Here is a 25,335-nt window from a genome sequence, read left to right as displayed (position 1 = left end):
GTGTTCGTCGGGTTCCCGGACCCGGGTACCGACCCGTGGCTGGCGGTGAACCAGGGTCACGAGGTCCAGATCGACGCGACGGATGCTCCGGACCGGACGACGGGTGCGATCTATGCGTTCCAGGGCGCTGACCAGGCGGCCCGGGACGCGGCGTTGAACCCGCCGGGTGAGTGGAACGAGTTCGAGATCGTGGTCCAGGGTGACCGGATCCGGGTCTACCTGAACGGTGCGTTGATCAATGACTACACCGACACCGACCCGAACCGGATGAACCAGCCCAGCTTCGTCGGCATCCAGAACCACGGCAACGGCGACGACGTGTACTTCCGCAACATCCGGATCCAGGAGTACACGTTCGACGCCGCGGCGGAGCTCGTCGCGGACTACTACGAGCAAGGGCTGCTCAACCGCTCGCAGGAGCGGCAGCTGACGCAGCACCTTGCCATGGCCGAGCGGGTGGCCGACAATTCGCCCGCGCAGGCCGGGCAGTCTCTGGACCGGTACGTGGCGGTGGCGTCGGGCGTGGCCGACGAGACCGCCCGTGCCGAGCTGCTGGAGATGGGCGAGGCCCTCCGGGCCCGCCTGTGAGTCCGTGATCACCCGGGTGCCGCGTCGGCCGGTTCGCGGTTCGCGGCCCTCGGGTGATCACCAGAGAAAGGAGACGTCACCGTGCCTACTCAACGTCCTGCGAGCGTGGCGAACAAGCGCGACGGATCTCGGAGACCGAGCGGGCGCGGTGGCCGGGCGACCGGTGCCGGCCGGTCCCCGTCCCCGGCGCCGGGGCAGGTGGCCCCGCCCCGGCGCCGGGCCTTCTGGATCGCCGCCGTGGCGGCCCTCGTCGCTCTCAACATCGTGCTGGCGACGCTGATCCTCTCCGGCGGCGACGACGACCCCCTGGCCGAGCGGGTGGCTGAGCTGGAGGCCGAGGAGGAAGCCCGCAACGCCGAGGTGATCACCCAGCTCACCGAGCAGGCCACCGCGGCGCACGACGCCCTGCTGCCGGTGATGGAGGGCCTGCACGGGGTGCTGCCGGCCGAAGGCCCGCCGTCGGGCTCCGTCGCGCCGGCGGCCGACGTGGCCGGCTGGCGTAGCGCCGTCGACGACGCGACGGCGACGTTCGGCGAGCCGCCGTCGGGCTCCACCGAGGTCAACACCGCCCGCAACGGCCTGGTCCTCGCCGTCGACCTCCTCGGCTCGGCCGTGACGGCGTACGAGTCGGCCGCGGCGACCCCATCGGGGGCGCAGCAGGACACCCTGCTGACCCTGGCCTCCGACCTGCGCACGCAGGCTGTCGGCGCCTGGTCGGTCGCCGCGACCCAGCTCGACGTGCTCAACATCGACGCCGGCAACGGCCACGTCCACATCAACCTGCCCATCCGCCCCGGCGAGGAGGTCGACCCCCACAGCCTCGAGGTCCCCGGCTCATCCGAGGAGGACGACCCCCACACCTCCCACAACTGACTGACTGATTCCCACGCGGCCTCTTCGAATGATCACGTTCAGCACGAAATCTCGTGGTGCACCATGCTTGTAGGCCTCGTGATGCGCGGGCGATCCTCGTGATCCGCGGGGTGAGCGGATGGGGACTTTCGATGTGGGACGGCGAAAGTGTGGCACGATGGGGTCATGGCGCACACGCTCGCCGGCCGCCCGGAGACGGCGACCCAGGCGAAAGTCCTGAAGCTCCTGCGCGACGAGGGGCCGCTGTCGCGGGTCGAGCTCGCCGACCGCCTCGGCGTCTCGCGTACCACCATGGCCAGCGAGGTGGGCCGGCTGAACGAGCTCGGCCTGGCCGAAGGCGCCGGCCCGGCGGCCTCGCGCGGCGGTCGCCGATCCACCCTGGTCGACCTGTCCTCCGACGTGCGGTTCGTCGGGATCGCCATCGGAGCGACGACGGTGTCCGTCGCGGTCACCGACGGGCGGCTCGCGGTGCTGGGGCAGCGCTCGGTCGACATGGACGTGCGGCTCGGCCCGGAGCCGGTGCTGGCTCGCGCGCTGGAGCTGACCCACAAGGTGCTGGCCGAGCAGGGCGTGGCGCGGCCGGTCGGCGTGGGTGTCGGCGTGCCCGGGCCGGTGGACTTCCACGGCGGCATGCCCGTCTCGCCGCCCATCATGCCCGGCTGGGACGGCTACCCGGTGCGCGACGCCCTCGCGCGCGAGCTGGGCTGCCCGGTGCTGCTGGACAACGACGTGAACGTGATGGCGCTGGGTGAGCAACACTCCGGCGTGGCCAGGGCGGCCCGTGACTTCCTGTTCGTGAAGATCGGCACCGGCATCGGCTGCGGCATCGTCGTCGACGGCCAGCTGTACCGAGGGGTCGACGGCTGCGCCGGCGACATCGGGCACATCCGGGTCGAGGAGTTCGGGCCGACCTGCGCGTGCGGCAACACCGGCTGCCTCGAGGCGTTCTTCGGCGGCGCGGCACTGGCCCGCGACGCGCTCGCGGCTGCGCGCGGCGGCCGGTCGCCGGCGCTGGCCACCATGCTGGCCGAGAAGGGCGAGCTGACCGGCGCGGACGTCGCCGCCGCTGTCGCCATGGGCGACCCTTACACCGTCCAGATGATCCGTGACGGCGGTCATCGCGTCGGTTGGGTGCTGGCGAGCCTGGTCTCGTTCTTCAACCCCGGCCTCATCGTCATCGGCGGCCGGGTGGCGCGGCTCGGCCATCCGCTGCTGGCCGAGATCCGCGGCGTCGTGTACCGGCGGTCGCTTCCGCTGGCCACCGGCAATCTGCCGGTCGTGCTCAGCGAGATGGGCGACGACGCCGGCGTCGTTGGTGCCGCGGCCCTGATCAGCGACGCCATCTTCGCCGCGCCCTGACGCGCCTCGCCGCGCTGCGCCTCGCCGCGCTGCGCCTCGCCGCGCTGCGCCTCGCCGCGCTGCGCCTCGCCGCGCTGCGCCTTGGCACGCGAAGTTGGCGCGACGAACCGTGACACATCGGACGCGTGGGCGGTGATCTCGTGTGCCAAGGACCGCAATCGGGGTGTTGACGGTCCGGAGGTTGCCTCTGTGACCTGTTGGCGGCCACGTGACCAGGGCGACGTCGCCCCGCCTGCCTGGCGGTGTGGTGATCGTGGAGGGCCGGCTTGTGCTCTCCTCGGCGGCCGCCGCCATGACGACCCGGGGCGGTTGATCATGGAGAAGGTCAGCTCGGGAGTCGCGGGGATCCGACCTTCTCTTGATCAACCCGACGTGGCACGCACGCCGACGCCTGCACCGTCATCCTCGATGGCGGCCAACAGCTGCTGTGGAACCACTCCACGCAACCGGCAGTCGAAGATCCTCTTCCCAGCCCTCAGCAGGGGCGGGCGTTACTTATGGCGTCAAATTTCGAAAGTACGACGAAAACTGTTGACCTTTGTTCCGTCCGAGGTCTAGCTTGCGTGATCAACGGCCGGCGCTCCGGCCGTTGATCTCTGCGCGTCGAGCGGGCCCGTGCCTGGAGGGGGAGGCTGCACGGCCCTCGCGCCCGTCATGTCCGCCGTAGCGGTCGATCGGCTCAACGAGGAGAACGACATGGCACATCCCGAGATCAACCGACGGCGGTTCTTCAGCGCCGTCGCCGGAACGACGATGGCGGTCACGGCAGCGGGTGTGGCCGCGCCGTCGGTCGCCGGCGCGGCGAAGGGCATGCTCGTGCCGCCGGGCAAGATCGGCATCCAGCTGTTCACCATCCGCAACCTCGTCTCGTCGCTCGGCTTCCGGGCGGTGTTCGAGGAGCTGGCCCGGATCGGCTACCAGAACGTCGAGTTCGCCGGGTACACCTCGCCGGCCGAGCCGGGCATCACCGTGGAGCAGATCCGGCAGCTGCTCGACGACAACGGCCTCACGCCGATCGGCAGCCACGTCAGCCTCAACGCCTTCCGCACGAACCTGCAGCTCGAGCTGGACCGGGCGGAGATCCTGGGCCTGCCGTTCGTGGGTACCGCCAACGAGCCGGTCACCGCCGCCAACCGCACCGTCGCCGGCTACCAGGCCGCGGCCGCGGAGTTCAACGCGTTCGGCGCGGCGGCGCGGGAACGCGGCATCCGCTGGTACCAGCACAACCATCACAACGAGTTCCGGTTCGCGAACGACGACCCGAGCACCCGGCTCTACGACGTGCTGCTGGCCGAGACCGACCCGAAGCTGGTCTTCCTCGAGATGGACATCTACTGGGCCTACGTCGGCCAGCACATCGCGCCCGGGTTCGACCCGATCGACTACGTCGTGAACAACAAGCTGCGCTACCCGCTGTTCCACGCCAAGGACGGTCGGCGCTCGGCGGCGGCGAACGGCTACGACATCGTCGAGTTCGGCGCGGGCGACATCGACTTCGGGCGGTTCTACAGCACCATCGGGTCCCGCGGCCGGCACTACTCGCTGTGGGAGCAGGACAACGCGCCGAACACACCGGCCGAGGCCGGCGGGGCGCTGGGCGCCGCCGAGCGCAGCTACGACGCCATGTGCGCCCTGCGCGGCTGACGCGCTGAGGAGAGGACGACGCCCATGCGCCGTTTCGCCAGCATCGCCCTGGCCGCCCTGATGTCCGCCGCATCGCTCGCCGTGGCACTACCCGCCGCCCTGCCGGCGTCGGCACACCCGGGTCACGACAGCGACCCGGCCGCTGAGACAGCGCTGGACTGGAACAACTACGAGAAGATCCTGCTGAGCAAGAACACCGGCGAGCCGATCGACCTCGCTGTGCTCCCGGACTCGCGCATCCTGCACACCGCGCGCAACGGTGACGTCCGCCTGACCGACCCGGCCACCGGCATCACCCGGACGATCAATACGATCGACGTCTACGCCAACTCCGAGGACGGCCTGCAGACCATCGCGATCGACCCGGACTTCGAGACCAACCAGTGGGTGTACCTGTACTACGCGCCGCGGGTCATGGAGCCGCCGTACCCGGAGACAACGCCGACGGGCAACGCGCCGAACTCCCTGCCGGCCGGTGAGACCGAGGCGTACTGGGACCGGTGGAAGGGCTACAACGTGCTCGCCCGGTTCAAGTGGGACGAGGAGTCCGACTCCCTCGACCTGTCGACGAAGCAGGAGATCATCAGAGTCGAGGTGCAGCGCGGGCAGTGCTGCCACGTCGCCGGTGACCTCGCCTGGGACGCCGACGGCAACCTGTACATGTCGACCGGCGACAACACGCCGGCCGGCACCCCTGGCGCCAACGGCTACGCGCCCAACAACGACGCGCCGGGCATGAACCCGGGCTTCGACGCGCGCCGCGGCGCGGGCAACACGAACGACCTGCGCGGCAAGATCCTGCGGATCACCGTCCAGGAGGACGGGTCGTACACCATTCCGGCGGGCAACCTGTTTCCGGCGGGCACCGCACAGACCCGTCCGGAGATCTTCGTCACGGGCCTGCGCAACCCGTTCCGCATCGACTACGACGTCGCCGCCGGCGCCTTGGTCTGGGGCGACTACGGCCCGGACGCCGGCGCGCCGAACCCCGACCGCGGCCCGATGGGATTCGTCGAATGGCAGACGACGCGGCAGCCGCTCAACGGCGGTTGGCCGTACTGTCACGGGCCGAACGCCAACTACAACGAGTGGGACTTCGCGACGGCGACACCGGGGCCGTGGTTCGACTGCGAGGCCGGCGCGCTGAACAACTCGCGCTGGAACACCGGGCTGGACCAGGTGCCGCCGGCCACCGCGCCGCACCTGTACTACGGCGACAACGCCAGCCACCAGCCGTGGCCGGAGCTGACCGACCTGGGCGGCGGCGGCCAGGGCCCGATGGGCGGCCCGGTATACCGGTTCGACCCGGACAACCCGTCGCCGGCGAAGTTCCCGGAGTTCTGGGACGGCCACCCGTTCTTCGCCGAGTTCTCCCAGGACTACGTCGCGGCGTTCACGCTGGACCTGGCGACCAGCGGACCGGTGACCGGCATCACGGACTTCCTGCCCAACGCCCACCTGACGTCGACGGCTCAGCCGATCTGGGACAACGTCATGGACATGGAGTTCGGTCCGGACGGCTCCCTGTACGTGCTGGAGTACGGCGACGGCTTCTTCCGGCAGAACCCTGACGCCGGCCTGTACCGGGTCGACTACGCCGAGGGCAACAAGACTCCGCGGGCTCGCTTCACCGCCGACCCCATCTCCGGCAGCGGAGCGCCGCTGACCGTGGGGTTCGACGCGACGGAGTCGATAGACCCGGAGGGCTCGGCGCTCACCTACGAGTGGGACTTCGACGGTGACGGCACGTTCGACGCGACCGGCGCGACCGCCAGCCACACCTACACCGAGCTTGGCCAGTACGACGCCCGGCTGCGGGTGACGGACACGTCGGACAAGTTCAGCCTGACCTCCACGCAGATCACCGTCGGCAACGTGGCGCCGGCGGTCGCCCTCGACACGCCGGACGGCGGCTTCTTCGACTGGGGCCAGGCGGTGCCGGTGACGGTCTCCGTCAGTGATCCGGAGGACGGCGACACGCCGGTCTGTTCCCGCGTCAGCTGGGCGTTCGGCCTCGGCCACGACGAGCACGCCCATCCGCTGAGCTCGGGCTCGGGCGGCTGCACGTTCGGGGTGCCGACGCCGGCCGACGCGCCGGAGCACGGCGAGACGGAGAACATCTACGGCGCGCTCGTGGTCGGCTACAACGACGGCGGACACCTCGGGGTGCCGCCGGCGCGGGGCGAGGCCGCCATCGTCCTCAACCCGAAGACGCAGCAGGCCGAGTGGTTCGACGAGGCCGACGGCGTGGAGATCACCGACGACAGCACCGCGCACGGCCTGCGCAAGGTGACGTCGTTCGACGCCGGCGACTGGATCGCGTTCGACCCGGTCGACCTGCGGGGCATCGACAGCGTCGTCGCCCGTGCGTGGGGGCGGGGCACGCTGCACCTGCGCTGGGACGACCCGAAGGCGCCGGCGTTCGCCTCGTTCTCCTTCCGCAACCGCACCGGGTGGTTCGAGATCGAGCAGGCACTCACCAACCCGCCGGAGGGCACCGGGCAGCTCTACCTGACCTCCACCAGCGGCTTCGAGCTCGACGAGCTGCGCTTCATCGGCGACGGCGTGGCCGACGTGACGCCGCCGACGGTGAGCGCCACGATCAACCCCGCGGCGCCGACCGGCACCAACGGCTGGTACACCGGCGACGTCACCGTCACGGTCAACGCGACCGACAACGGCACCGTCGCCAGCCGACAGCGGTCCACGGACGGCGGCGTCACCTGGGTCAACGCGAACAACCCGCTGACGGTCACCGCAGAGGGCACCACAACGGTGCACTACCGGGCCAGCGACAACGGCGGCAACGTGTCCGCGGTCGGGTCGGTCACCGTCCGCATCGACAAGTCGCCGCCGACGGCGTCCGTCACGGGAGTCGACGACGGGTCCAGCCAGGCGGCCAGCGGCACGCTCACACCGTCGTTCGCCGGCACCGACGCGGTCTCCGGGATGGCCTCGGCGACCGGGACGCTCGACGGGGAGCCGGTGGAGTCCGGTGCCGCCGTGGAGCTGTGGACGCTCACCGTCGGGCAGCACCAGGTGGTCGCTACCGCGACCGACAACGCCGGCCATCAGGGCAGCGCGACGGTGACCTTCACCGTGACGACGTCGCTGGCCGATCTGGCGTCGATCGTCGACCACTACGCCGCGGCTGGCGCGTTTTCGGGTGCGGGGGAGAGCCGGTTGCGGCTGCACCTCGACACCGCGATCCGCAACGCCGCGGCCGGGCGTGAGGACAGCGCGGTGCGGGCGCTGGGCCAGTTCGCGTCGGTCGCCGCCAGCGCCACGTTCGTCACCGACGCGACCGCCAGGGAGGTGCTGGGCCACCACGCCGAGGTGCTGACCGGCTGAGCTGCCCTGCGGATCCCCATGATCATCAACGGTTGGCGACACCATGGCGTCGCCAACCGTTGATGATCAAGGGAACAGGCTAGGACCAGACGCGGGCGTGTGCGGCGAACTCGTCCGGGTCGCTGTGTACGGGGATGACGCACAGCAGGTGCCCGCCAGGCACACGCAGGGTGTGGCAGCCCTGCCAGCTGGACACCTCGACGGCGCCCAGCGCGACCAGCCGGCCGACCTCGGCGGCGACGTCGTCGGTCTCGATGTCGACGTGGTAGCGCGGCGGGTCGTCGACGGACTGGACGGCCGTCACCAGGTTCGGCACGGCGTCCTCGAGGACGGTGAACTGCGGCTCACCGGGCGGCTGGTGCGTGGCGACGCCCAGCGCCGATGCCCAGAACGCGGTTGCCCGGGGCACCTCGTCCAGCGGGACGTCGACGAGAAGGGTCGAGAGGCGGCTGCGGTGCATGACATCGCATCGTACGGCCAGCGCAGGCGGTCCCGGACCGCGACGAGCCGCTCGCGTTGATCTTGGAGTGACCGCAGAATCGCAGACCGGAATGCCCGATTGATTCCGCGATTAGTCCAAGATCAACGGGGAGGGGGCGGCGGGCCACTCGCTCACCAGGTCGGTGGGGTTGACGAACACCACTCGGTGGACGCCGCGGCAACGGTCGTCGAGGCCGTGGATGGTGGTGGTGAACTGGTCGCGCGAGCAGCTCAATCGGTTCTACTTTGTCCAGCGCGATGCGTAAGTAGCCCGATTCGGGCAGTGAAGAGTGCTCGACGGCACGGATTCGTCGGCTCCGTAGCCGAACTGTTACCCGCCGGCGCCCGGCCGGCCGCCCGCCGCCGCGGCGTGGTCGACATTTGACCTCCGCCGCAGGTCGGCGCCGGTTTCGTCGGGTATGACGTAGATCGTCCACCCGGTGCGGTGGCGCTCGGCAGGTCCGCGGTCGCGTGGCCGTCATGGCGCTGTCACCGGAAGAAACTCGCTCGTAACCCTTGACCGCCGGGCAGCGCGGTTCCTAGTTTGTTGTCTCATCCGACGAACACTGGTGACGCAGGTCACGCGGAGTTCGCCGAGTCCCAGCGCGCGGGCCGAGCCGACGAGAGGGGCCGTCCATGAACGACGGGCTGGTTCCCGACCGCGGTCTCACCCCGGCCGACCAGGTCTTCCTGCGCCGCCACAACCTCGCGATGGTGCTGCGCGACCTGCGCGACGCCGGGCCGCGGTCACGGGCCCGCATCGCCGCCGACACCGGCCTGAACAAGGCGACGGTCTCAAGCCTGGTGGCCGAGCTCGCCGAGCTGGGCCTCGTGCGCGACGGCGACGTCGAACGGGCCGGCGGCGTCGGCCGCCCGGGCCAGACGGTCGAGATCGACGGCCGGGTCTGCGGGCTGGGCGCCGAGGTCAACGTCGACTACGTCGCGGTGCTGGTTCTGGACCTACGCGGCGAGGAGATCTTCTACCAGCGCACCCCGCTCGACGTGCCGCGGCTCGGCGTCGAGAAGACCCTCGACGAGCTGGCCGCGGCAATCGCCGGCGCGGTCGGCGCGGCCGGCGCGAGCGGGCACGACGTCGCCGGGGTCACCGTCGGCATCCCGGGCATGGTCGAGACGGCGCCGGGCGTCCTGCGGCACGCACCCAACGTCGGCTGGCGCGAGGTCCGCGTCGCCGACGAACTGGCCACCCGGCTCGGCGGCCCCGACGTCGCGATCCGGGTCGACAACGACGCCAACCTCAGCGCCCTGGCCGAGTACGCGATGGGCGCCTCGGCCGGCACCCCGGACCTGGTGTACGTCACCGGGGAGACCGGCGTCGGCGGCGGCGTCATCGCCGACGGCGTGCTGCTGCGCGGCACCGAGGGCTACGGCGGCGAGATCGGGCACCTGCCGATCGGCGACCCCGCCCACCCCTGCGGCTGCGGCAAGCTCGGCTGCTGGGAGACGTCGGTGGGGCTGGCGGCGCTGCTGCGTGAGGTGGCCGACCCCGGCGACCCGGTCACTGACCCGTCGGTGGACCTCGAGGTGCGCTTGGCCGAGATCCGCCGCCGGGCCGAGCTGGGCGACGGGCGCACCTTGCGCGGGCTGGAAGCCGTCGGCACCAGCCTCGGCCTGGGCGCGGCGATCCTGGTCAACCTGTTCAACCCGCGAGTGATCATGCTCGGCGGCTACTTCGCGGTGCTCGGCGAGTTCTTCCTGCCGGCCATGGAGACCGAGCTGGACAAGCGGGTCGTGGCGCCGGCCCGCGGCGGCTGCCGCATCGAGCTGTCCGCGCTCGGCTTCACCGCCGCCTGCCGCGGCGGCGCGCATGTCGCGCTGGAGGCGGTACTGACCGACCCGGCGTCCGTGGCGCCGGCGGCCGAGGCGGCGGTCACGGCTCCGGCGGCGCCGGCCGCCGCCGAGCCGATCCCCAGCCGACTACCGGGAGGTATGGCGTGAGCGACCCGTTGCTCCAGATGCGCGGCATCGTCAAGGTCTTCCCTGGCGTCCGTGCCCTCGACGGCGTCGACCTCGAGGTCCGCGCCGGCGAGGTGCACTGCCTGCTGGGCCAGAACGGCGCCGGCAAGTCCACCTTGATCAAGGTGCTGGCCGGTGCGCACGAGCCCGACGAGGGAGAGATCGTCTGGCAGGGGGAGGAGCTCAGGCTCACCACGCCGCTGGCGGCCATGAAGCACGGCATCGCCACCATCTACCAGGAGCTGGACCTCGTCGACGGGCTGAGCGTCGCCGAGAACATCTACCTCGGCCACGAGCTGGCTGCCGGTGGGTTCTCCCGCCGCGGCGACACCCAGCGGGAGGCGGCGGCGCTCCTGGACCGGCTCGGGCACCGCGAGATCTCGCCGCGGCGCGAGGTCGGCACGCTCTCGGCGGCCGGCAAGCAGATCGTGAGCATGGCCCGGGCGCTGTCGCACGACGTGAAGCTCATCGTCATGGACGAGCCCTCCGCGGTCCTCGACCAGGAGGAGGTCGCGCGGCTGTTCAAGGTCATCCGCGACCTGACGGGCGAGGGTGTCGCCGTCGTCTACATCTCGCACCGGCTGGAGGAGATCCGCCAGATCGGCGACCGGGTGACCGTGCTGAAGGACGGCCGGACGGTGGCCACCGGCCTGTCCGCCAGGGACACTCCGACCCGCGAGCTCACCCGCCGGATGACCGGCCGCGACATCGAGTACGTGTTCCCCGAGCGGGTGTCGCCGGACGGCGACGGCGCCGTCGTCCTCGGGGTGCGCGACCTAGCGGCGTCCGGGGTGTTCAGCCGCGTCGACTTCGACGTGCGGGCCGGTGAGATCGTCGGGCTGGCCGGGCTGGTCGGCTCCGGCCGCTCGGAGATCCTGGAGACCGTCTACGGCGCCCGCAAGGCCACGACCGGCTCGGTCTCCGTCAACGGCAAGCGGCTGCGCAACGGTTCGGTGCGCGCCGCTGTCGGCGCCGGAATCGGACTGTGCCCGGAGGAGCGCAAGAGCCAGGGCCTGCTCCTGGACGAGTCGGTCTACCGCAACGTGAGCCTGGCCACCCTGGGCCGGTTCGCCCGCGGCGGCTTCCTCGACCGCCGCGGCGAGCGGAAGGCGGCCCAGGAGCACGTCCGCGCCCTCGATGTCCGGCCCGGCGACGTCGATCGGGCCGTGCGGACCCTCTCGGGCGGCAACCAGCAGAAGGTCGTCCTGGCCCGGTGGCTGCTGCGCGACTGCCGGGTGCTGCTGCTGGACGAGCCGACCCGCGGCGTCGACGTCGGGGCACGCAGCGAGATCTACGCGCTGATCCGCCGGCTCGCCGCCGACGGGGTCGCGGTCGTCCTGGTCAGCAGCGAGGTCCCCGAGGTCCTCGGCCTGGCCGACCGGGTCCTCGTCCTGCGGGAAGGGCTCGTGGTGCACAGCGGCCCGGCCCACGAGATCGACGAACACCGGGTCCTCGACCTGGTCATGGAAGGGAGCGCAGTGTGAGCGAGCAGACTCCGGCCGCACCCCAGGAGACCAAGCGGACCGGCACGCCCGGCGGCGCCCCGCCGGCCGACGAGCATCGACGCGTCGAGGCCGCCGCCGCGGCCGAGGGCGACACCCGCTCCCGCTTCGGCCGGTTCATGGGCAGTTCCTTCGGCCGCAACCTGGGCCTCGTCATCGCCCTGCTGGTGCTGTGCGCCGTGGGTGTGGCCACCGCGGGCGACCGGTTCGCCAGCACCGACAACATGCTGACCATCCTGCGGCTGGCGTCGGGCATCGGCGTGGTCAGCATCGGCATGACGTTCGTGATCATCGGCGGCGGCATCGACCTGTCCGTCGGCGCGATCGTCGCGTTGTCCTCGGTCTGGGCCACCACCCTGGCCACGCAACGGATGGCCGAGGACACCCACTGGATCGTCATGGTGTTCACCGCACTCGCGGTCGGAGTCGGCTGCGGGTTGGTCAACGGGGTGCTCATCGCGTACGGCGGGATGGCGCCGTTCATCGTCACCCTGGCGATGCTGGCCGCCGCGCGCGGGTTGGCGGAGCTCATCTCCGAGCGGCGTACGCAGATCATCGAGGTCCGGGCGCTGGTCGATTTCATCAACGGCGACTTCCTGGGCGTCCCAGTGCTGATCTGGATCTTCGCCGTGGTCAGCGCGATCGGCTGGGTGCTGCTGAACCGCACCACGTTCGGCCGGCGCACCATCGCCGTCGGCGGCAACGCCACCGCGGCGCGCCTCGCTGGCATCTCGGTCAAGCGTCACACCGTGCTGCTCTACGCGCTGCTCGGCCTCGCCTGCGGCATCGCGGCGGTCATGCTGATGGCTCGCACCACGACGGGCAGTTCCACCCACGGCCTGTACTGGGAGTTGGACGCGATCGCCGCCGTCGTCATCGGCGGGACGCTGCTCACCGGCGGCCGCGGCACCATCGTCGGCACCATCTTCGGAGTGCTGATCTTCATGACGCTCACCAACGTGTTCACCCTCAACAACCTGGACAGTTCCACCCAGGCCGTCGCGAAGGGCGCGATCATCGTGATCGCCGTGCTGCTGCAGCAGCGGGTGGCCGCGCGCAGCGACTCGTCGTGACCCGGCGGCCGGCCCGCCCGGCCGGCCCACCACGTCGCCCTCAGTCCCGCTCAGTCCGCCCCCACCGTCGCATCCCGCCGGACTCGGAGTCCGGACCGATCCGATCACGAGGAGAGACCATGTCCGTACGAACGAATCGGCCGTTCCGCCGATTGCTGACGACCACGGCCGCCGTGCTCGCCGGCGCGGCACTCGTGGCCGGTTGCACCAGCAACGAGCCCGAGGAAGACCCGGACGCCGCGGGCGAGACCGGCAACGGTGGTGGTGATGCGCCGGCCGGCAGCAACGACGAGCCCGGCGAAACCGTCACCATCGGCTTCTCCGGCCCGCTCGCTGATCACGGCTGGCTGGCCGCCGTCAACGAGTCCGCCATCGCCGAGGCGGAGTCCTACGAAGACGTCGAACTGCGCACGGCCGAGGCAACCAACGACGCCAGCCTGCAGATCAGCCAGATCGAGACGTTCATCAACGAGGGGGTCGACGCGATCGTGCTGCTCCCGACGGACGGCGCCCAGCTCACCGAGGTCGCCACCCGGGCGATGGAGGCCGGCATCCCCGTGGTGAACGTCGACCGCGAGTTCTCCAGCCCGTTCGCCGCGCGAACCACGATCCTGGGCGACAACTACGGCATGGGCGTCTCGGCCGGCACCTACGCCTGCCAGCTCATCGAGGACAACGGCATCGAGGACCCGGTGATCGCCGAGATCGCCGGCATCGACTCGCTGCCGCTGACCCAGGACCGCTCGCAGGGCTTCGCCGACGCGTTGGACGCCTGCGGGCAGACCGTCGACAACCGCGTCGCGGCGGAGTTCACCGTCGAGTCCGGTGAGGAGCAGGCCTCGAACTTGCTGCAGGCGGCCCCGCAGATCGACGTCGTGTGGAACCACGACGACGACCAGGGCGTCGGCGTCAAGCAGGCCTTCGACAACGCCGGCCGGGACGAGTTCTTCTTCATCGGCGGCGCCGGCTCGGCCAACGCGATGCGCTGGATCCAGGACGGGGAGATGGAGGCCACCGTCCTCTACCCGCCGACGCAGGCCGCGGACGGCATCCGGCTGGCCCGCCTGCTGGCGCAGAACAAGGGCATGTCGGACCTGGTCCAGGTGGAGGTGCCGCGGCGCATCGTGCTCAACGCGCCGGTGGTCACCCAGGAGAACGTCGACCAGTACATGCACCTGGGCTTCGAATCCTGATCGGCGCGCCGGGAGGGGGCCGAGCGGGTTTCCTCCCGGCGCGTGCAGGGCCGATCAAGACAGGGGGGTGTTGGAATCGTGCACGAATCGACCTGTCGACATGGCTCTGAGGGCCACCCGGCCGGTGGCGTTGACCGGCCGGAGGCCCAGACACTCAATGGAAGGCACGCACATGACGGATGACGGCAAGCCGACACTCGGTATCGGCATGGTGGGCTACTCGTTCATGGGGGCAGCCCACTCCCAGGCCTGGCGCAGTGCACCGAGTTTCTTCGACGTTCCTGTCGTTCCAGTACTCAGAGCACTGGGCGGGCGGAACGCGGAGGCGGCCGGCGAGGTGGCCAGACGGTTCGGTTGGGAGAGTGTCGAGACGGACTGGCGGCAGCTCGTCGCCCGTGACGACGTCGAGCTGGTCGACGTCTGCACCCCAGGAGACACGCACGCCGAGATCGCCATCGCGGCGCTGGAGGCCGGCAAGCACGTCCTGTGTGAGAAACCGCTGGCCAACACCGTCGAGGAGGCCGAAGCGATGGTCGCCGCGGCGGAGAAGGCCGCCGACTCCGGCGTGCGCAGCCTGGTCGGCTTCACCTACCGGCGGGTCCCGGCCATCGCACTGGCCCGCCAGCTGGTCGCCGACGGGCGCATCGGCCGCATCTACCACGTGCGGGCGCAGTATCTGCAGGACTGGATCTCCGATCCGGAGGCGCCGCTGTCGTGGCGGCTGCAGAAGGACCGGGCCGGCTCCGGCGCGCTCGGAGACATCGGTGCGCACGTCATCGACCTGACGCAGCACATCACCGGTGAGCGCATCACGGGGGTGAGCGCCATGCTGGAGACCTTCGTGAAGGAGCGACCGGTGCCGTCGTCGTTCAGCGGACCACTCGGAACGACGGGCGGGACATTGCCGTCCTCGGCGGAGAAGCGTGCCTCGGCCGAGAGGGGGCCGGTCACCGTCGACGACGCGGCTGTCTTCATGGCTCGCTTCACCGGCGGGGCGCTGGCGTCGTTCGAGGCGACGCGGTTCGCCTCCGGTCGCAAGAACGCCATCCGCATCGAGATCAACGGCGCGAACGGCAGCCTCGCGTTCGACTTCGAGGACATGAACGTCCTGCAGGTCCACGACCACACCGTGGACCCGCGGCTGGGCGGGTTCACGCGGGTGCTGGTCACCGAGCCCAGCCACCCCTACGTCGAGGGCTGGTGGCCGCCCGGCCACCTGCTCGGCTACGAGCACGCCTTCACCCACCAGGCCGTCGACCTGCTCACCGCGATCGCCGGAGGAACCGACCCCGCGCCGTCGTTCGCCGACGGCCTGGTCGTCCAGCGGATCCTTGCCGCGGTCGAGGAGAGCGCGGCCGCGAACAGCGCATGGACGGAGGTGCCCGTCTAGGAATCCCGCGTCCGCGGAGCGTCACCCACCCATGGGGCCGGGGGGAGGGGTGGGGACGACGTCTCCGCGGAGGTGCCGTACCAGTCAGCAACCCAGAGCGCGCGTCCCGTTCCCCGACAGTCGAAGGAGACTGTGGTGAGTCATCCCGCGCAACGCGTCCGCGCAGCGGTGCGGCGCCTGTTTGCTGCCGGTGTCGCCGTCCTCACGGCGACCCCGCTGTTCATGAGCGCGATGGCCGCGCCGGCCGAGGCGCATCCCGGCCACGGCGGCTATTCGGTCCTGGTGTTCTCCAAGACCGCTGGGTTCCGGCACGACTCGATTCCGGCCGGCATCGCGGCCATCGAGCAACTCGGTGCCGAGCATGACTTCGCCGTCACCGCGACGGAGGACGCCGCGGCGTTCACCGACGAGAACCTGGCCCAGTACGACGTCGTCGTCTGGCTGTCCACCACCGGTGACGTCCTCGACGCCGACCAGCAGGCCGCGTTCGAGCGCTACATCCGGGCCGGCGGCGGCTACGCGGGCATCCACTCCGCGTCCGACACCGAGTACGACTGGCCCTGGTACGGCGATCTCGTGGGCGCCTACTTCGCCAGCCACCCGGCCAACCAGACCGCGACCATCAAGGTGGAGGACCAGGCGCACCCGTCTACCGACCACCTCGCTACCACGTGGACCCGGTTCGACGAGTGGTACAACTACCAGTCCAACCCGCGCGGCGACGTGCACGTGCTCGCCTCGCTGGACGAGACGTCGTACTCGCCGGGCGGCGGCGCGATGGGCCACGATCACCCGATCACCTGGTGCCAGGACTACGACGGCGGCCGGTCCTGGTACACCGGCCTCGGGCACACCATCGAGTCGTACTCCGAGCCGGAGTTCCTCGAGCTGGTCCTCGGCGGCCTGGAGACCGCGGCGGGCGTCACGCCGGCCGACTGCGCGGCCAGCCAGCCGGGCAGCTTCGAGAAGGTCACCCTCGACGACAGCACCAGCAACCCAATGGAGCTCGCCGTCGCCGACGACGGCCGGGTGTTCTACATCGACCGCAACGGCGACGTGCGGCTCATCAGGCCGGACGGATCGGCCACCACGACCGGGACGCTCAGCGTCTACACCGGCCAGGAGTTCGGCCTCATGGGCATCGCCCTGGACCCGGACTTCACCACGAACAACTGGATCTACCTGACCTACGCGCCGGCCGGCACCGAGGCGATCGACCGGGTCTCACGGTTCACCATGAACGGTGAGACCCTCGACCTGGCCAGCGAGACCGTCATCATCGAGTACCCGACCAACCGCACCGAGTGCTGCCATGCCGGCGGCGCCCTGGAGTTCGACAACGACGGGAACCTCTACCTCTCCACCGGCGACAACACCAACCCGTTCGCCTCCGACGGCTACGCACCGATCGACGAGCGGCCCGGGCGCGCGCTCTGGGACGCCCAGCGCACGTCGGCCAACACCAACAGCCTCAGCGGCAAGCTGCTGCGCATCACCCCGTCCGAGGGCGGCGGCTACACCGTCCCGGAGGGCAACCTGTTCCCGCCCGGCACGGCGCAGACGCGGCCGGAGATCTTCGCGATGGGCTTCCGCAACCCGTTCCGGATCGGCCTGGACCCGGTGACGAACACGCTCATGGTCGCCGACTACGGCCCGGACAACTCCAGCGCCAGCCCCACCCGCGGCCCGGACGGCCGGGTGGAGTGGAACATCGTGGACGAGCCCGGCTTCTACGGCTGGCCGTACTGCGTCGGGAACAACACGCCGTACATCGACTACGACTTCGCCACCGGCGCGTCCGGCGCGGCGTTCGACTGCGCCGCACCGGTGAACGACTCGCCCAACAACACCGGCCTGACCCAGCTGCCGGCCGCCGTCGAGGCGAAGGTCTGGTACGGCTACTCCACCAACCCGCTGTTCCCGGAGATCGGCGGCGGCGGTGCCCCGATGGCCGGCGGCGTCTACCGCTACGACCCGGACCTGGTGTCGGACCGCAAGTGGCCGGCGTACTGGGACGGCAAGGCGGTCTTCGCCGAGTGGAACCAGGGCAACCTGTACTCCTTCCAGCTCGACGAGGCCGGCGCGGCGGTCACCGACATCAACGCGCTCCTCCCGGACTGGCCGTTCGCCCGGCCGCACGCTCTGCAGTGGGGCCCCGACGGGGCGCTGTACCTGATCGAGTGGGGTAGCGGCTTCGGCGGCGACAACACCGACTCCGGCGTCTATCGCATCGACTACGTGCAGGGCACCCGGGCGCCGGTGGCGCGCATCGACGCGAGCCCGCTGTCCGGGCCGGTGCCGCTGGAGGTCACGTTCGACGGCACAGCGTCGATCGACCCCGAGGGCGGGCCGGTCACGTACGCGTGGGACTTCGACGGCGACGGCACGGTGGACTCCACCGAACCCGAGGCGACGCACACCTACACGGTGGCCGGCGACTACACCGTCTCGCTCACCGTCACCGACGGTGACGAGCTGCAGGATGTCGCCAACGTCGAGATCGCCGCGGGCAACACGGCACCAGAGATCGCGGTGGCGTGGCCGCCGAACGGCGGGTTCTTCGAGTTCGGCGACACCATCGCCTACGAGGTCGGCGTCAGCGATGCCGAGGACGGCGCGGGCGAGTGCCCGCGCGTCGTCACCCAGCCGGCGCTCGGGCACGACGAGCACTCCCACGAGTACGCCGAGTACTTCGGCTGCGAGGGCGTGTTCCCGCTGCCCGGTGACTCGGGCCACGTCGGCGCGAACATCTTCGGCACCGTGACGGTCACCTACACCGACGACGGCGCGCCCGGCGTCAGCCCGCTGACCAGCCAGGAAGTCCTGATCCTGCACCCGAAGCGGCGCGAGGCCGAGCACTTCGACCTCACCGGGCGGCTGTCCGGCTCGACCTCGGGCGGTGACCCGGGCGTGCAGCGGGAGACCACCGGCGACGATCTCGGTGGCGGCCAGAACATCGGCTTCATCGAGCCGGGCGACTGGTGGGCCTGGGACCCGATGAACCTCACCAACATCGACAGCATCACGCTGCGAGCGGCCACGCCGAGCGGCCCGTCGACAGTCGAGGTGCGCACGGGCTCGCCGGACGGTCCGGCGGTGGCCACCATCATCGTCACGCCGACCGGCGACTGGCAGGAGTACGACTACTTCAGCGGTGACGTCAGCGGCGAGACCGCCGACGACAGCGGTTCGCTGTACTTCGTCAACGTCTCGGGCCAGCTCAACGTCAACTGGATCGACTTCAACGGCAAGGGGGTCACGGAGAACGAGCGGCCCGACGTCGAGGTGACCGCGACGCCCACCAGTGGCACCGCGCCGCTGGACGTCGCGTTCGAGGCGAGCGCCACCGACCCCGAAGGCGACCTGCCGCTCACCTACGAGTGGGTGTTCGGCGACGGCGGCACCGCGAGCGGGCCGGCCGCGTCGCACACCTACACCGAGGCCGGCACCTACAACGCCCAGGTGACGGTGACCGACGCGCGCGGCGCGGCGGCGATCGAGCAGGTGCCCATCGAGGTCGAGCCGGTCGTGTCCGAACCGCCGGTATGCCTGAACGGGCGATCCGACGGGTTCGACGGCACGTCGCTGGACCGTGACCGCTGGACGACGGTGGTCCGGGAGAACCAGGACCTCGTGGTCGGTGACGGCCACCTGGTGCTGCCGACGTCGAGCACGGACATCTACGGCACCAACAACACCGACACGCCGAACATCGTCCTGCAGGACCTGCCGGACGGGCCGTTCACCGCGACCGCGACGCTGACCATGCAGGCCTACCGGGCCTACCAGCAGGCAGGTCTGATCATCTACGGCGACGACGACAACTACGCCAAGATGGTGCTCGAGGGCCGCGACACCGGGGCCAGCAACCCCGCGGCGCGCATCTTCCAGTTCATCCGCGAGGAGAACGGCGCACCGAACGAGGTCGGCGACAGCAACACCGCCAACCTGGGCGCGGCCTACCCGGACACCGTCTGGGTGCGCTACATCAGCGACGGCACCGACCTGCGCGCCGCCTACAGTGCCGACGGCGTGAACTTCACCGAGATGCCGCAGACGAAGAGCCTGGCCGGCATCGAGGACCCGAAGATCGGCCTGGTCGCGCTGTCCGGCACCGGGCAGCCGGTCACGCAGGTCCAGTTCGACTCGTTCCGCATCACCCCCGACGACACCGCCGCAGCGCCGGAGCCAGGCGACGAGTTCGACGGCACGGATCTGGACGGCTGCCGCTGGAGCGTGCTGCGCCCGGACGAGGCGGGCTACCGGGTCGCCGCCGGTCAGCTGGAGATCGACACCAGCGACGGCGACATCTACACCGGCGACACCGACCCGGCGCCGTCCAACTTCGTCCTTCAGCAGGCTCCGGAAGGCGACGAGTGGACCATCGAGACGGTGGTCGACGGGTCGCTCTTCGACGAGCAGTACCAACAGGGCGGCCTGATCGTCTACGAGGACGATGACAACTACGTCAAGCTCGACCTCGTCACCGACAACCAGGCCGGCCAGCCGGTGGCGCGGCGCATCGAGCTGCGCAGCGAGGTCGGCGCTGTCATCCAGAACCCGCAGCCCCAGGTCACCGAGCTGACGCAGGGGGTCTGGCAGCTGCGGCTGACCCGGTCCGGCGACACCTACGCAGGCTCGTACAGCGCCGACGGCGAGAGCTGGACGCCGCTGGCCGAGGCCGTCACCAACACCGAGCTGTCCGACGGCGACGTGCGCGTCGGCCTGTTCGCCCTCGGCGCGGCACAGAACGCGCCGAAGACGGCCAGGTTCGACCACTTCCGCGTCGACGGCGGCACGCCGGCCTGCGAGCCGACCGTCCCGGAGGCGGGCTACACCAGCCTGTTCGACGGCACGGCGGACAGCCTTGCGGGTTGGGCGATGGCCGGACCCGGCCAGTTCGTGCTGACCGAGGACTGCGAGCTGTTGTCCGAGGGCGGGATGGGCCTCTACTGGTACCAGGCGGACTCGTATGAGGACTACAGCTTGAAGCTGGACTGGATGATGCCAGGTGACGACAACTCCGGTGTGTTCGTCGGGTTCCCGGACCCGGGTACCGACCCGTGGCTGGCGGTGAACCAGGGTCACGAGGTCCAGATCGACGCGACGGATGCTCCGGACCGGACGACGGGTGCGATCTATGCGTTCCAGGGCGCTGACCAGGCGGCCCGGGACGCGGCGTTGAACCCGCCGGGTGAGTGGAACGAGTTCGAGATCGTGGTCCAGGGTGACCGGATCCGGGTCTACCTGAACGGTGCGTTGATCAATGACTACACCGACACCGACCCGAACCGGATGAACCAGCCCAGCTTCGTCGGCATCCAGAACCACGGTGCCGCGGACCAGGTCTACTTCCGCGACATCCGCATCGCCGAGCTCGTCGACGAGACGGCGCCGACGGTCGAGCTCACCCTCGACCCGGCGGAGCCGACCGGCCAGAACGGCTGGTGGACCGGCCCGGTGAGCGTGTCCGCGGTGGGCACCGACGACAGCGGCGGCGAGGTCGCCCTGGAGTACCGGATCGACGGCGGCGACTGGGCGCCGTACACCGGAGCGGTCGTCGTGGACGCCGACGGCGAGCACGTCGTCGACATCCGCGGCACCGACCCGGCCGGCAACGTGTCCGAGCCCGTGGCGGCGACCGTCCGCAAGGACGCCACCGCCCCCGGCACGCAGGCGACCACGGCCGGCTCCGCTCCGGTGACGGTGACGCTCGCCGCCACCGACGAGCACTCCGGTGTCGCGGCCACCGAGTGGTCGCTCGACGGCGGCGCCTGGACGCCGTACGACGGACCGGTGGACGTCAGCGGCGACGGCGAGCACGAGCTGCGGTACCGCTCGACCGACGCCGCCGGCAACGTCGAGGACGTCAAGGCGGTCACGGTCACCGTCGACGGCACCGCACCGGTGCTCGTCGTCAGCGGTGTCGCGCACGGTCAGCTCTACGGCGACAGCCAGGACCTGACCGCCACGTGGACGGCGACCGACAACGGCCCGGTCACCGTCGTCGGCGAGCTGGACGGCGAGCCGATCGAGTCCGGGACCGTGCTGGAGCTGCACGCCCTTCCGCTGGGCCTGCACGAGCTGGAGGTGGCCGCCACCGACGCGGCCGGCAACACCACCTCGCAGCGCATCACGTTCTTCGTCACCACCTCGTTCGCCGACATGGAACTGCTCGTCACCCGGTTCGAGGACGAAGGGCTGCTCGCCGAGCGGCCGGCGAAGGATCTGCAAAAGGCCCTGGGCACTGCCCACCGGCAGGAGGCCATGGGCCGGGACGAACGGGCCGTGCGCGCCCTGGAGTCCTTCAAGGACATCGTGATCGACGACGTTACGGACGACTCCGTGCGGGGCACGCTCCTGCGCGACGCCGACGCGATGATCCTGCGCCTGGACGGCACCCCGTCGGGGTCCGCCGGGTAACCGCAACGACCATCACCCCCGAGGAGACGTCACCATGAGAGTTCACCACCTGTCCGGCGCCTCGTGCCGGATCGGACCCCGCGACCAGGGCACCTCGGCCCTGCCCCGGTTCGACGGGCCGGGCTCTCACGGTTGGCGGGGAGCCGGCACTAGCCGGCTCTCGGCCCCGGTGCCGGAGCGACGCGCTCCGCGCCGGCACCGGGGCACCTGGCCGGCCGTCGCCGGCCGGATCGGGGGCCAGGCATGAGTGATTCGACGACGCAGCGCACCGGCGTCTGGTTCGTCGGGGCGCGGGGGTCGGTGGCCACGACGACGACCGTCGGGCTGCTCGCCATCCGGGCCGGCCTGGCCGGGCACACCGGCATGGTCTCGGAGCTGCCGCAGGTGGCCGCGGCCGGGCTGGCGCCACTTGACCGGATCGTCGTCGGCGGTCACGAAGTCGCCGACGGGTCGCTGGCCAAGCGCGCTGAGGAGCTGAGCGCCGGTGGCGTCATCCCACCAGCGCTGGCGCAGGTGCTGGCGTCGGAGCTGACGGCCGTGGACGAGCGGATCCGTCCCGGCGTCGTGGCCGGCCACGGGTCGCAGCGCTCGGCCGCGGACCGGGTCGCGGCCGACCTGCGGGCGTTCCGGACCGAACACGACCTCGACAGCGTGGTCGTCGTCGACGTGTCGAGCACCGAGCCGCCGGCGCCGGAAGGGCCGGCGGCGCTGAGAACGCCCGAGGCGCTGGAGGCCGCGCTGGACGCGGGTGAAGCGCCACTGCCGGGCAGCTCGCTGTACGCCTACGCGGCGTTCCGCTCCGGGTGCCCGTTCGTGGCGTTCACCCCGAGCCCGGGGCCCCGGGTGCCGGCGCTGGCGGCGCTGGCGACGGCCGCGGGGCTGCCGTGGGCCGGCTCCGACGCCAAGACCGGCGAGACCCTGGTCAAGACCGTGCTGGCGCCGATGTTCGCGACCCGGGCGCTGAAGGTGCGGTCGTGGTCGTCGGTGAACCTGCTCGGCGGCGGTGACGGCCAGACCCTCGCCGACCCCGACAACGCCGCCAGCAAGACCGCCACCAAGGCGCACGGCCTGGAGGCGATCCTCGGCCACGCCGTCGACGGCCCGCTGCACATCGACTTCGTGCCCGACCTCGGCGACTGGAAGACCGCCTGGGACATGGTGTCCTTCGAGGGTTTCCTCGGCACCCGGATGTCCATGCAGTTCACCTGGTCCGGCTGCGACTCGTCGCTGGCCGCGCCGCTGGTGCTGGACCTGGTCCGGCTGGTCTCGCGGGCGCAATCGCTCGGCCTCCGCGGCCCGGTGCCGGAGCTCGGGTTCTTCTTCAAGGACCCCGCCGGCAGCGACGTCCACGCGCTGAGCTCTCAGTGGGAGGCGCTCGTGGCGTGGTGTGCCCGGGCCGCCGCGGCGGGAGGTTCCGCGTGAGGTTCCGCGACGTCGTCGAGCTGGTGCGGGCGCCCGCGGCGCTGACCGTGCCCGGCGACTCGCTGGCCGGCGCTGCCGCCGCCGGGTTCCCCTACGGCGCCCGGACGGCGGTGGTGCCGCTCGCGTCGGCCTGCCTGTACTGGGCGGGCATGGCGCTCAACGACTACGCCGACCGCGACCTGGACGCCGTCGAACGACCGGAGCGCCCCATCCCGTCCGGACGCGTGAAGCCATCGGAGGCGCTCGGGCTGGCCGCCGGGCTCACCGCCGCCGGTGTCGGCCTGGCCGCGGTCGCCGGCGGACGGCGCGCGCTGCGGGTCGCGGTGCCGCTGGCGGCGACCGTCTGGACCTACGACCTGGTCGCCAAGCCGACGGCCGCGGGACCGGCCGCGATGGGGCTGGCGCGCGGACTCGACGTGCTCCTCGGCGCCGGCGGCCGGCTGCGCGCCGCCGCCCTGCCCGCGGCGGCGGTGACCGCGCACACCGTCGGCGTCACAGTCCTCAGCCGCGGCGAGGTCCACGGCGCGTCCCCGGAGTCCGCGCGCTTCGCGGTCGGGGCGACCACCGTCGCCGCGGCGCTGGCCGCCGCTTCGCCGGGCGCGCGGCACCGACTCGGCGCGCTCCCCGGCCGCAGGACGGACCCCGGCGGAAGGCCGGCCAGGGTTCGGTCGGGCATCCGAGCGAGGAACGAGCGAGGCGGGCGGGGACGGCCTTCCGCCGGGGTCCGGCCGGAGGCCCTCCGCCGCGCGGTGCCGACAGTGACCACCGCGGGCATGGCGTCGCTCTACGCGGCCACCGTTGGCAAGGCGCAGCTCGGGGCCGCGCGCAAGCCGGACGCGGCGACGGTGCGGTCGGCCACGGGCGCCGGGGTACGGGGCGTGATCCCGCTGCAGTCGGCGCTGCTGGCGCGGTCCGGGGCGGTGGCGCTGGCCGCGGCCGTCGTCGGGATCGGGCCCGCGGTACGGGCCTTGTCGAAGGTGGTGTCGCCGACATGACGCCCCCGCCGGAGAGGCTGAGGCCCGGGAGGGGTATGCCACAGCGGCGGCGACGCGGGGCCGGAGGCTCCGCCGAGCCGTCGCTCCGAACCGTGAGCCGACAGGTGGGAGCGAGGTGATCGTGGCATGCCCCGACCAGAGAGGTTGAAGTTCGGGTATGGGACGAACGGGTTCGGGAGCCATCGGCTGGACGACGCCCTGGCGGTCATCGCGGGCCTGGGGTACGACGGCGTCGCGCTCACCGTGGACCACCCGCACCTGGACCCGTTCGCGCCTGGGCTCTCGGCCCGGACGGTGACGGTCGGGCAACGCCTGGCAGAGCTGGACCTCGCCGTCGTCATCGAGACCGGCGCCAGGTACGTGCTCGACCCGTGGCACAAGCACGAGCCGAACCTCGTCTCGGATGCGGGGCGCGAGCGCCGGGTCGACCTGCTGTGCCGGGCGGTGCGCGTCGGCGCGGAGCTGGGCGCGGAGGCTGTGTCGTTCTGGTCCGGGACCCTGCCCGGCGGGGTCAGCGCCGACGAGGGCTGGCGGCGGCTCACCGCGGGCGTCGCCGCCGTCCTCGAGGAGGCCGGCCGGTACGGCGTCACCTGCGCGTTCGAACCGGAGCCGGGCATGTTCGTCGACACCGTCGGCGGGGTGCTGGAGCTGCGCAAGAGGCTGGGCGACCCGGAAGGGCTGAAGGTCACGCTCGACATCGGGCACTGCGTGTGCAACGAGAAGGGCAGCGTCGCCGACTGCGTCCAGCAGGCCGGTGACCTGCTGGCGAACGTGCAGCTGGACGACATGGTCGAGGGCGTACACGAGCACCTGGAGTTCGGCGAGGGCGAGGTCGACCTGCCGGCGGCGCTGGGGGCGCTGCTGGAGGCCGGCTATGACGGGCTGGCCGCGGTGGAGCTGCCCCGGCACGGGCATGCCGCGCCCGCCGTCGCCCGCCGTTCGCTGGAGGCGCTGCGCGCGGCGGAAGCGACGGCACGCGCGGCGCGGGACGCCGGCACCGCGATCCCTCCAACGGGAGTGGGGGTGAGCAACCGGGGCGCGGGACGACGGGGTGAAGGGCTACGGGAC

General features: G+C 71.5%; 15 protein-coding genes. 14 read left to right on the top strand and 1 reads right to left on the bottom strand.

What is annotated here, in order from left to right:
• The 5 genes from E1269_RS29750 to E1269_RS29730 all read left to right on the top strand — a co-directional run.
• Positions 1–588: 3-keto-disaccharide hydrolase (locus tag E1269_RS29750; protein ID WP_131901490.1), on the top strand; the 588-nt coding region annotated here is incomplete at its 5' end.
• Positions 589–825: 237 nt separating this feature from the next.
• On the top strand, positions 826–1,461 hold the full coding sequence (locus E1269_RS29745; RefSeq protein ID WP_131901488.1) for a hypothetical protein: 636 nt from the start codon (positions 826–828) through the stop codon (positions 1,459–1,461).
• A 165-nt stretch (positions 1,462–1,626) separates the two neighbouring features.
• Positions 1,627–2,820, top strand: a complete 1,194-nt coding sequence (locus E1269_RS29740) for an ROK family transcriptional regulator (RefSeq protein ID WP_131901486.1) — start codon at positions 1,627–1,629, stop codon at positions 2,818–2,820.
• A gap of 696 nt (positions 2,821–3,516) precedes the next feature.
• On the top strand, positions 3,517–4,464 hold the full coding sequence (locus E1269_RS29735; protein ID WP_131901484.1) for a sugar phosphate isomerase/epimerase family protein: 948 nt from the start codon (positions 3,517–3,519) through the stop codon (positions 4,462–4,464).
• Positions 4,465–4,488: 24 nt separating this feature from the next.
• Positions 4,489–7,815 (top strand): PQQ-dependent sugar dehydrogenase, encoded by a 3,327-nt coding sequence (locus E1269_RS29730; RefSeq protein ID WP_203434205.1) that lies wholly within the window; start codon positions 4,489–4,491, stop codon positions 7,813–7,815.
• A 79-nt stretch (positions 7,816–7,894) separates the two neighbouring features.
• On the opposite strand, the gene E1269_RS29725 is transcribed toward E1269_RS29730, so the two are convergent.
• The gene (locus E1269_RS29725) at positions 7,895–8,275 is read right to left on the bottom strand and encodes a VOC family protein (RefSeq protein WP_131901482.1); all 381 of its coding nucleotides are present in this window, start codon (positions 8,273–8,275) and stop codon (positions 7,895–7,897) included.
• Between the two features lie 656 nt (positions 8,276–8,931).
• Here E1269_RS29725 and E1269_RS29720 point away from each other — a divergent pair.
• From E1269_RS29720 to E1269_RS29680, 9 genes are all read left to right on the top strand, one after another.
• Positions 8,932–10,251 carry an ROK family transcriptional regulator gene (locus E1269_RS29720; protein WP_131901480.1) on the top strand — a complete coding sequence of 440 codons (1,320 nt, stop codon included), beginning with the start codon at positions 8,932–8,934 and terminating at the stop codon, positions 10,249–10,251.
• A 17-nt stretch (positions 10,252–10,268) separates the two neighbouring features.
• Positions 10,269–11,753 (top strand): sugar ABC transporter ATP-binding protein, encoded by a 1,485-nt coding sequence (locus E1269_RS29715; RefSeq protein ID WP_131901496.1) that lies wholly within the window; start codon positions 10,269–10,271, stop codon positions 11,751–11,753.
• Positions 11,750–12,844, top strand: a complete 1,095-nt coding sequence (locus E1269_RS29710; protein ID WP_239001073.1) for an ABC transporter permease — start codon at positions 11,750–11,752, stop codon at positions 12,842–12,844. The genes E1269_RS29715 and E1269_RS29710 overlap by 4 nt, the downstream gene beginning before the upstream one ends.
• Positions 12,845–12,963: 119 nt before the next feature.
• Positions 12,964–14,037, top strand: coding sequence for a substrate-binding domain-containing protein (locus tag E1269_RS29705; protein ID WP_131901478.1), 1,074 nt, complete (start codon positions 12,964–12,966; stop codon positions 14,035–14,037).
• Between the two features lie 172 nt (positions 14,038–14,209).
• Positions 14,210–15,427: a Gfo/Idh/MocA family protein gene (locus tag E1269_RS29700; RefSeq protein ID WP_131901476.1), complete on the top strand. Its 1,218-nt coding sequence runs from the start codon at positions 14,210–14,212 to the stop codon at positions 15,425–15,427.
• Positions 15,428–15,562: 135 nt separating this feature from the next.
• Positions 15,563–21,850, top strand: coding sequence for a ThuA domain-containing protein (locus tag E1269_RS29695; protein WP_203434202.1), 6,288 nt, complete (start codon positions 15,563–15,565; stop codon positions 21,848–21,850).
• 243 nt (positions 21,851–22,093) lie between these two features.
• Positions 22,094–23,272 (top strand): inositol-3-phosphate synthase, encoded by a 1,179-nt coding sequence (locus tag E1269_RS29690; protein ID WP_131901474.1) that lies wholly within the window; start codon positions 22,094–22,096, stop codon positions 23,270–23,272.
• Entirely contained in the window at positions 23,269–24,267 is a 999-nt protein-coding gene (locus E1269_RS29685) for an SCO3242 family prenyltransferase (RefSeq protein ID WP_131901472.1), read from the top strand. Before E1269_RS29690 ends, E1269_RS29685 begins: the two co-directional genes overlap by 4 nt.
• Before the next feature lie 126 nt (positions 24,268–24,393).
• A partial coding sequence (locus E1269_RS29680; RefSeq protein WP_131901470.1) for a sugar phosphate isomerase/epimerase family protein occupies positions 24,394–25,335 on the top strand: 942 nt, incomplete at its 3' end.

This window comes from Jiangella asiatica (genome assembly GCF_004349065.1).
Lineage (GTDB): Bacteria > Actinomycetota > Actinomycetes > Jiangellales > Jiangellaceae > Jiangella > Jiangella asiatica.
This window is presented reverse-complemented; position numbering and strand designations above follow the sequence as displayed.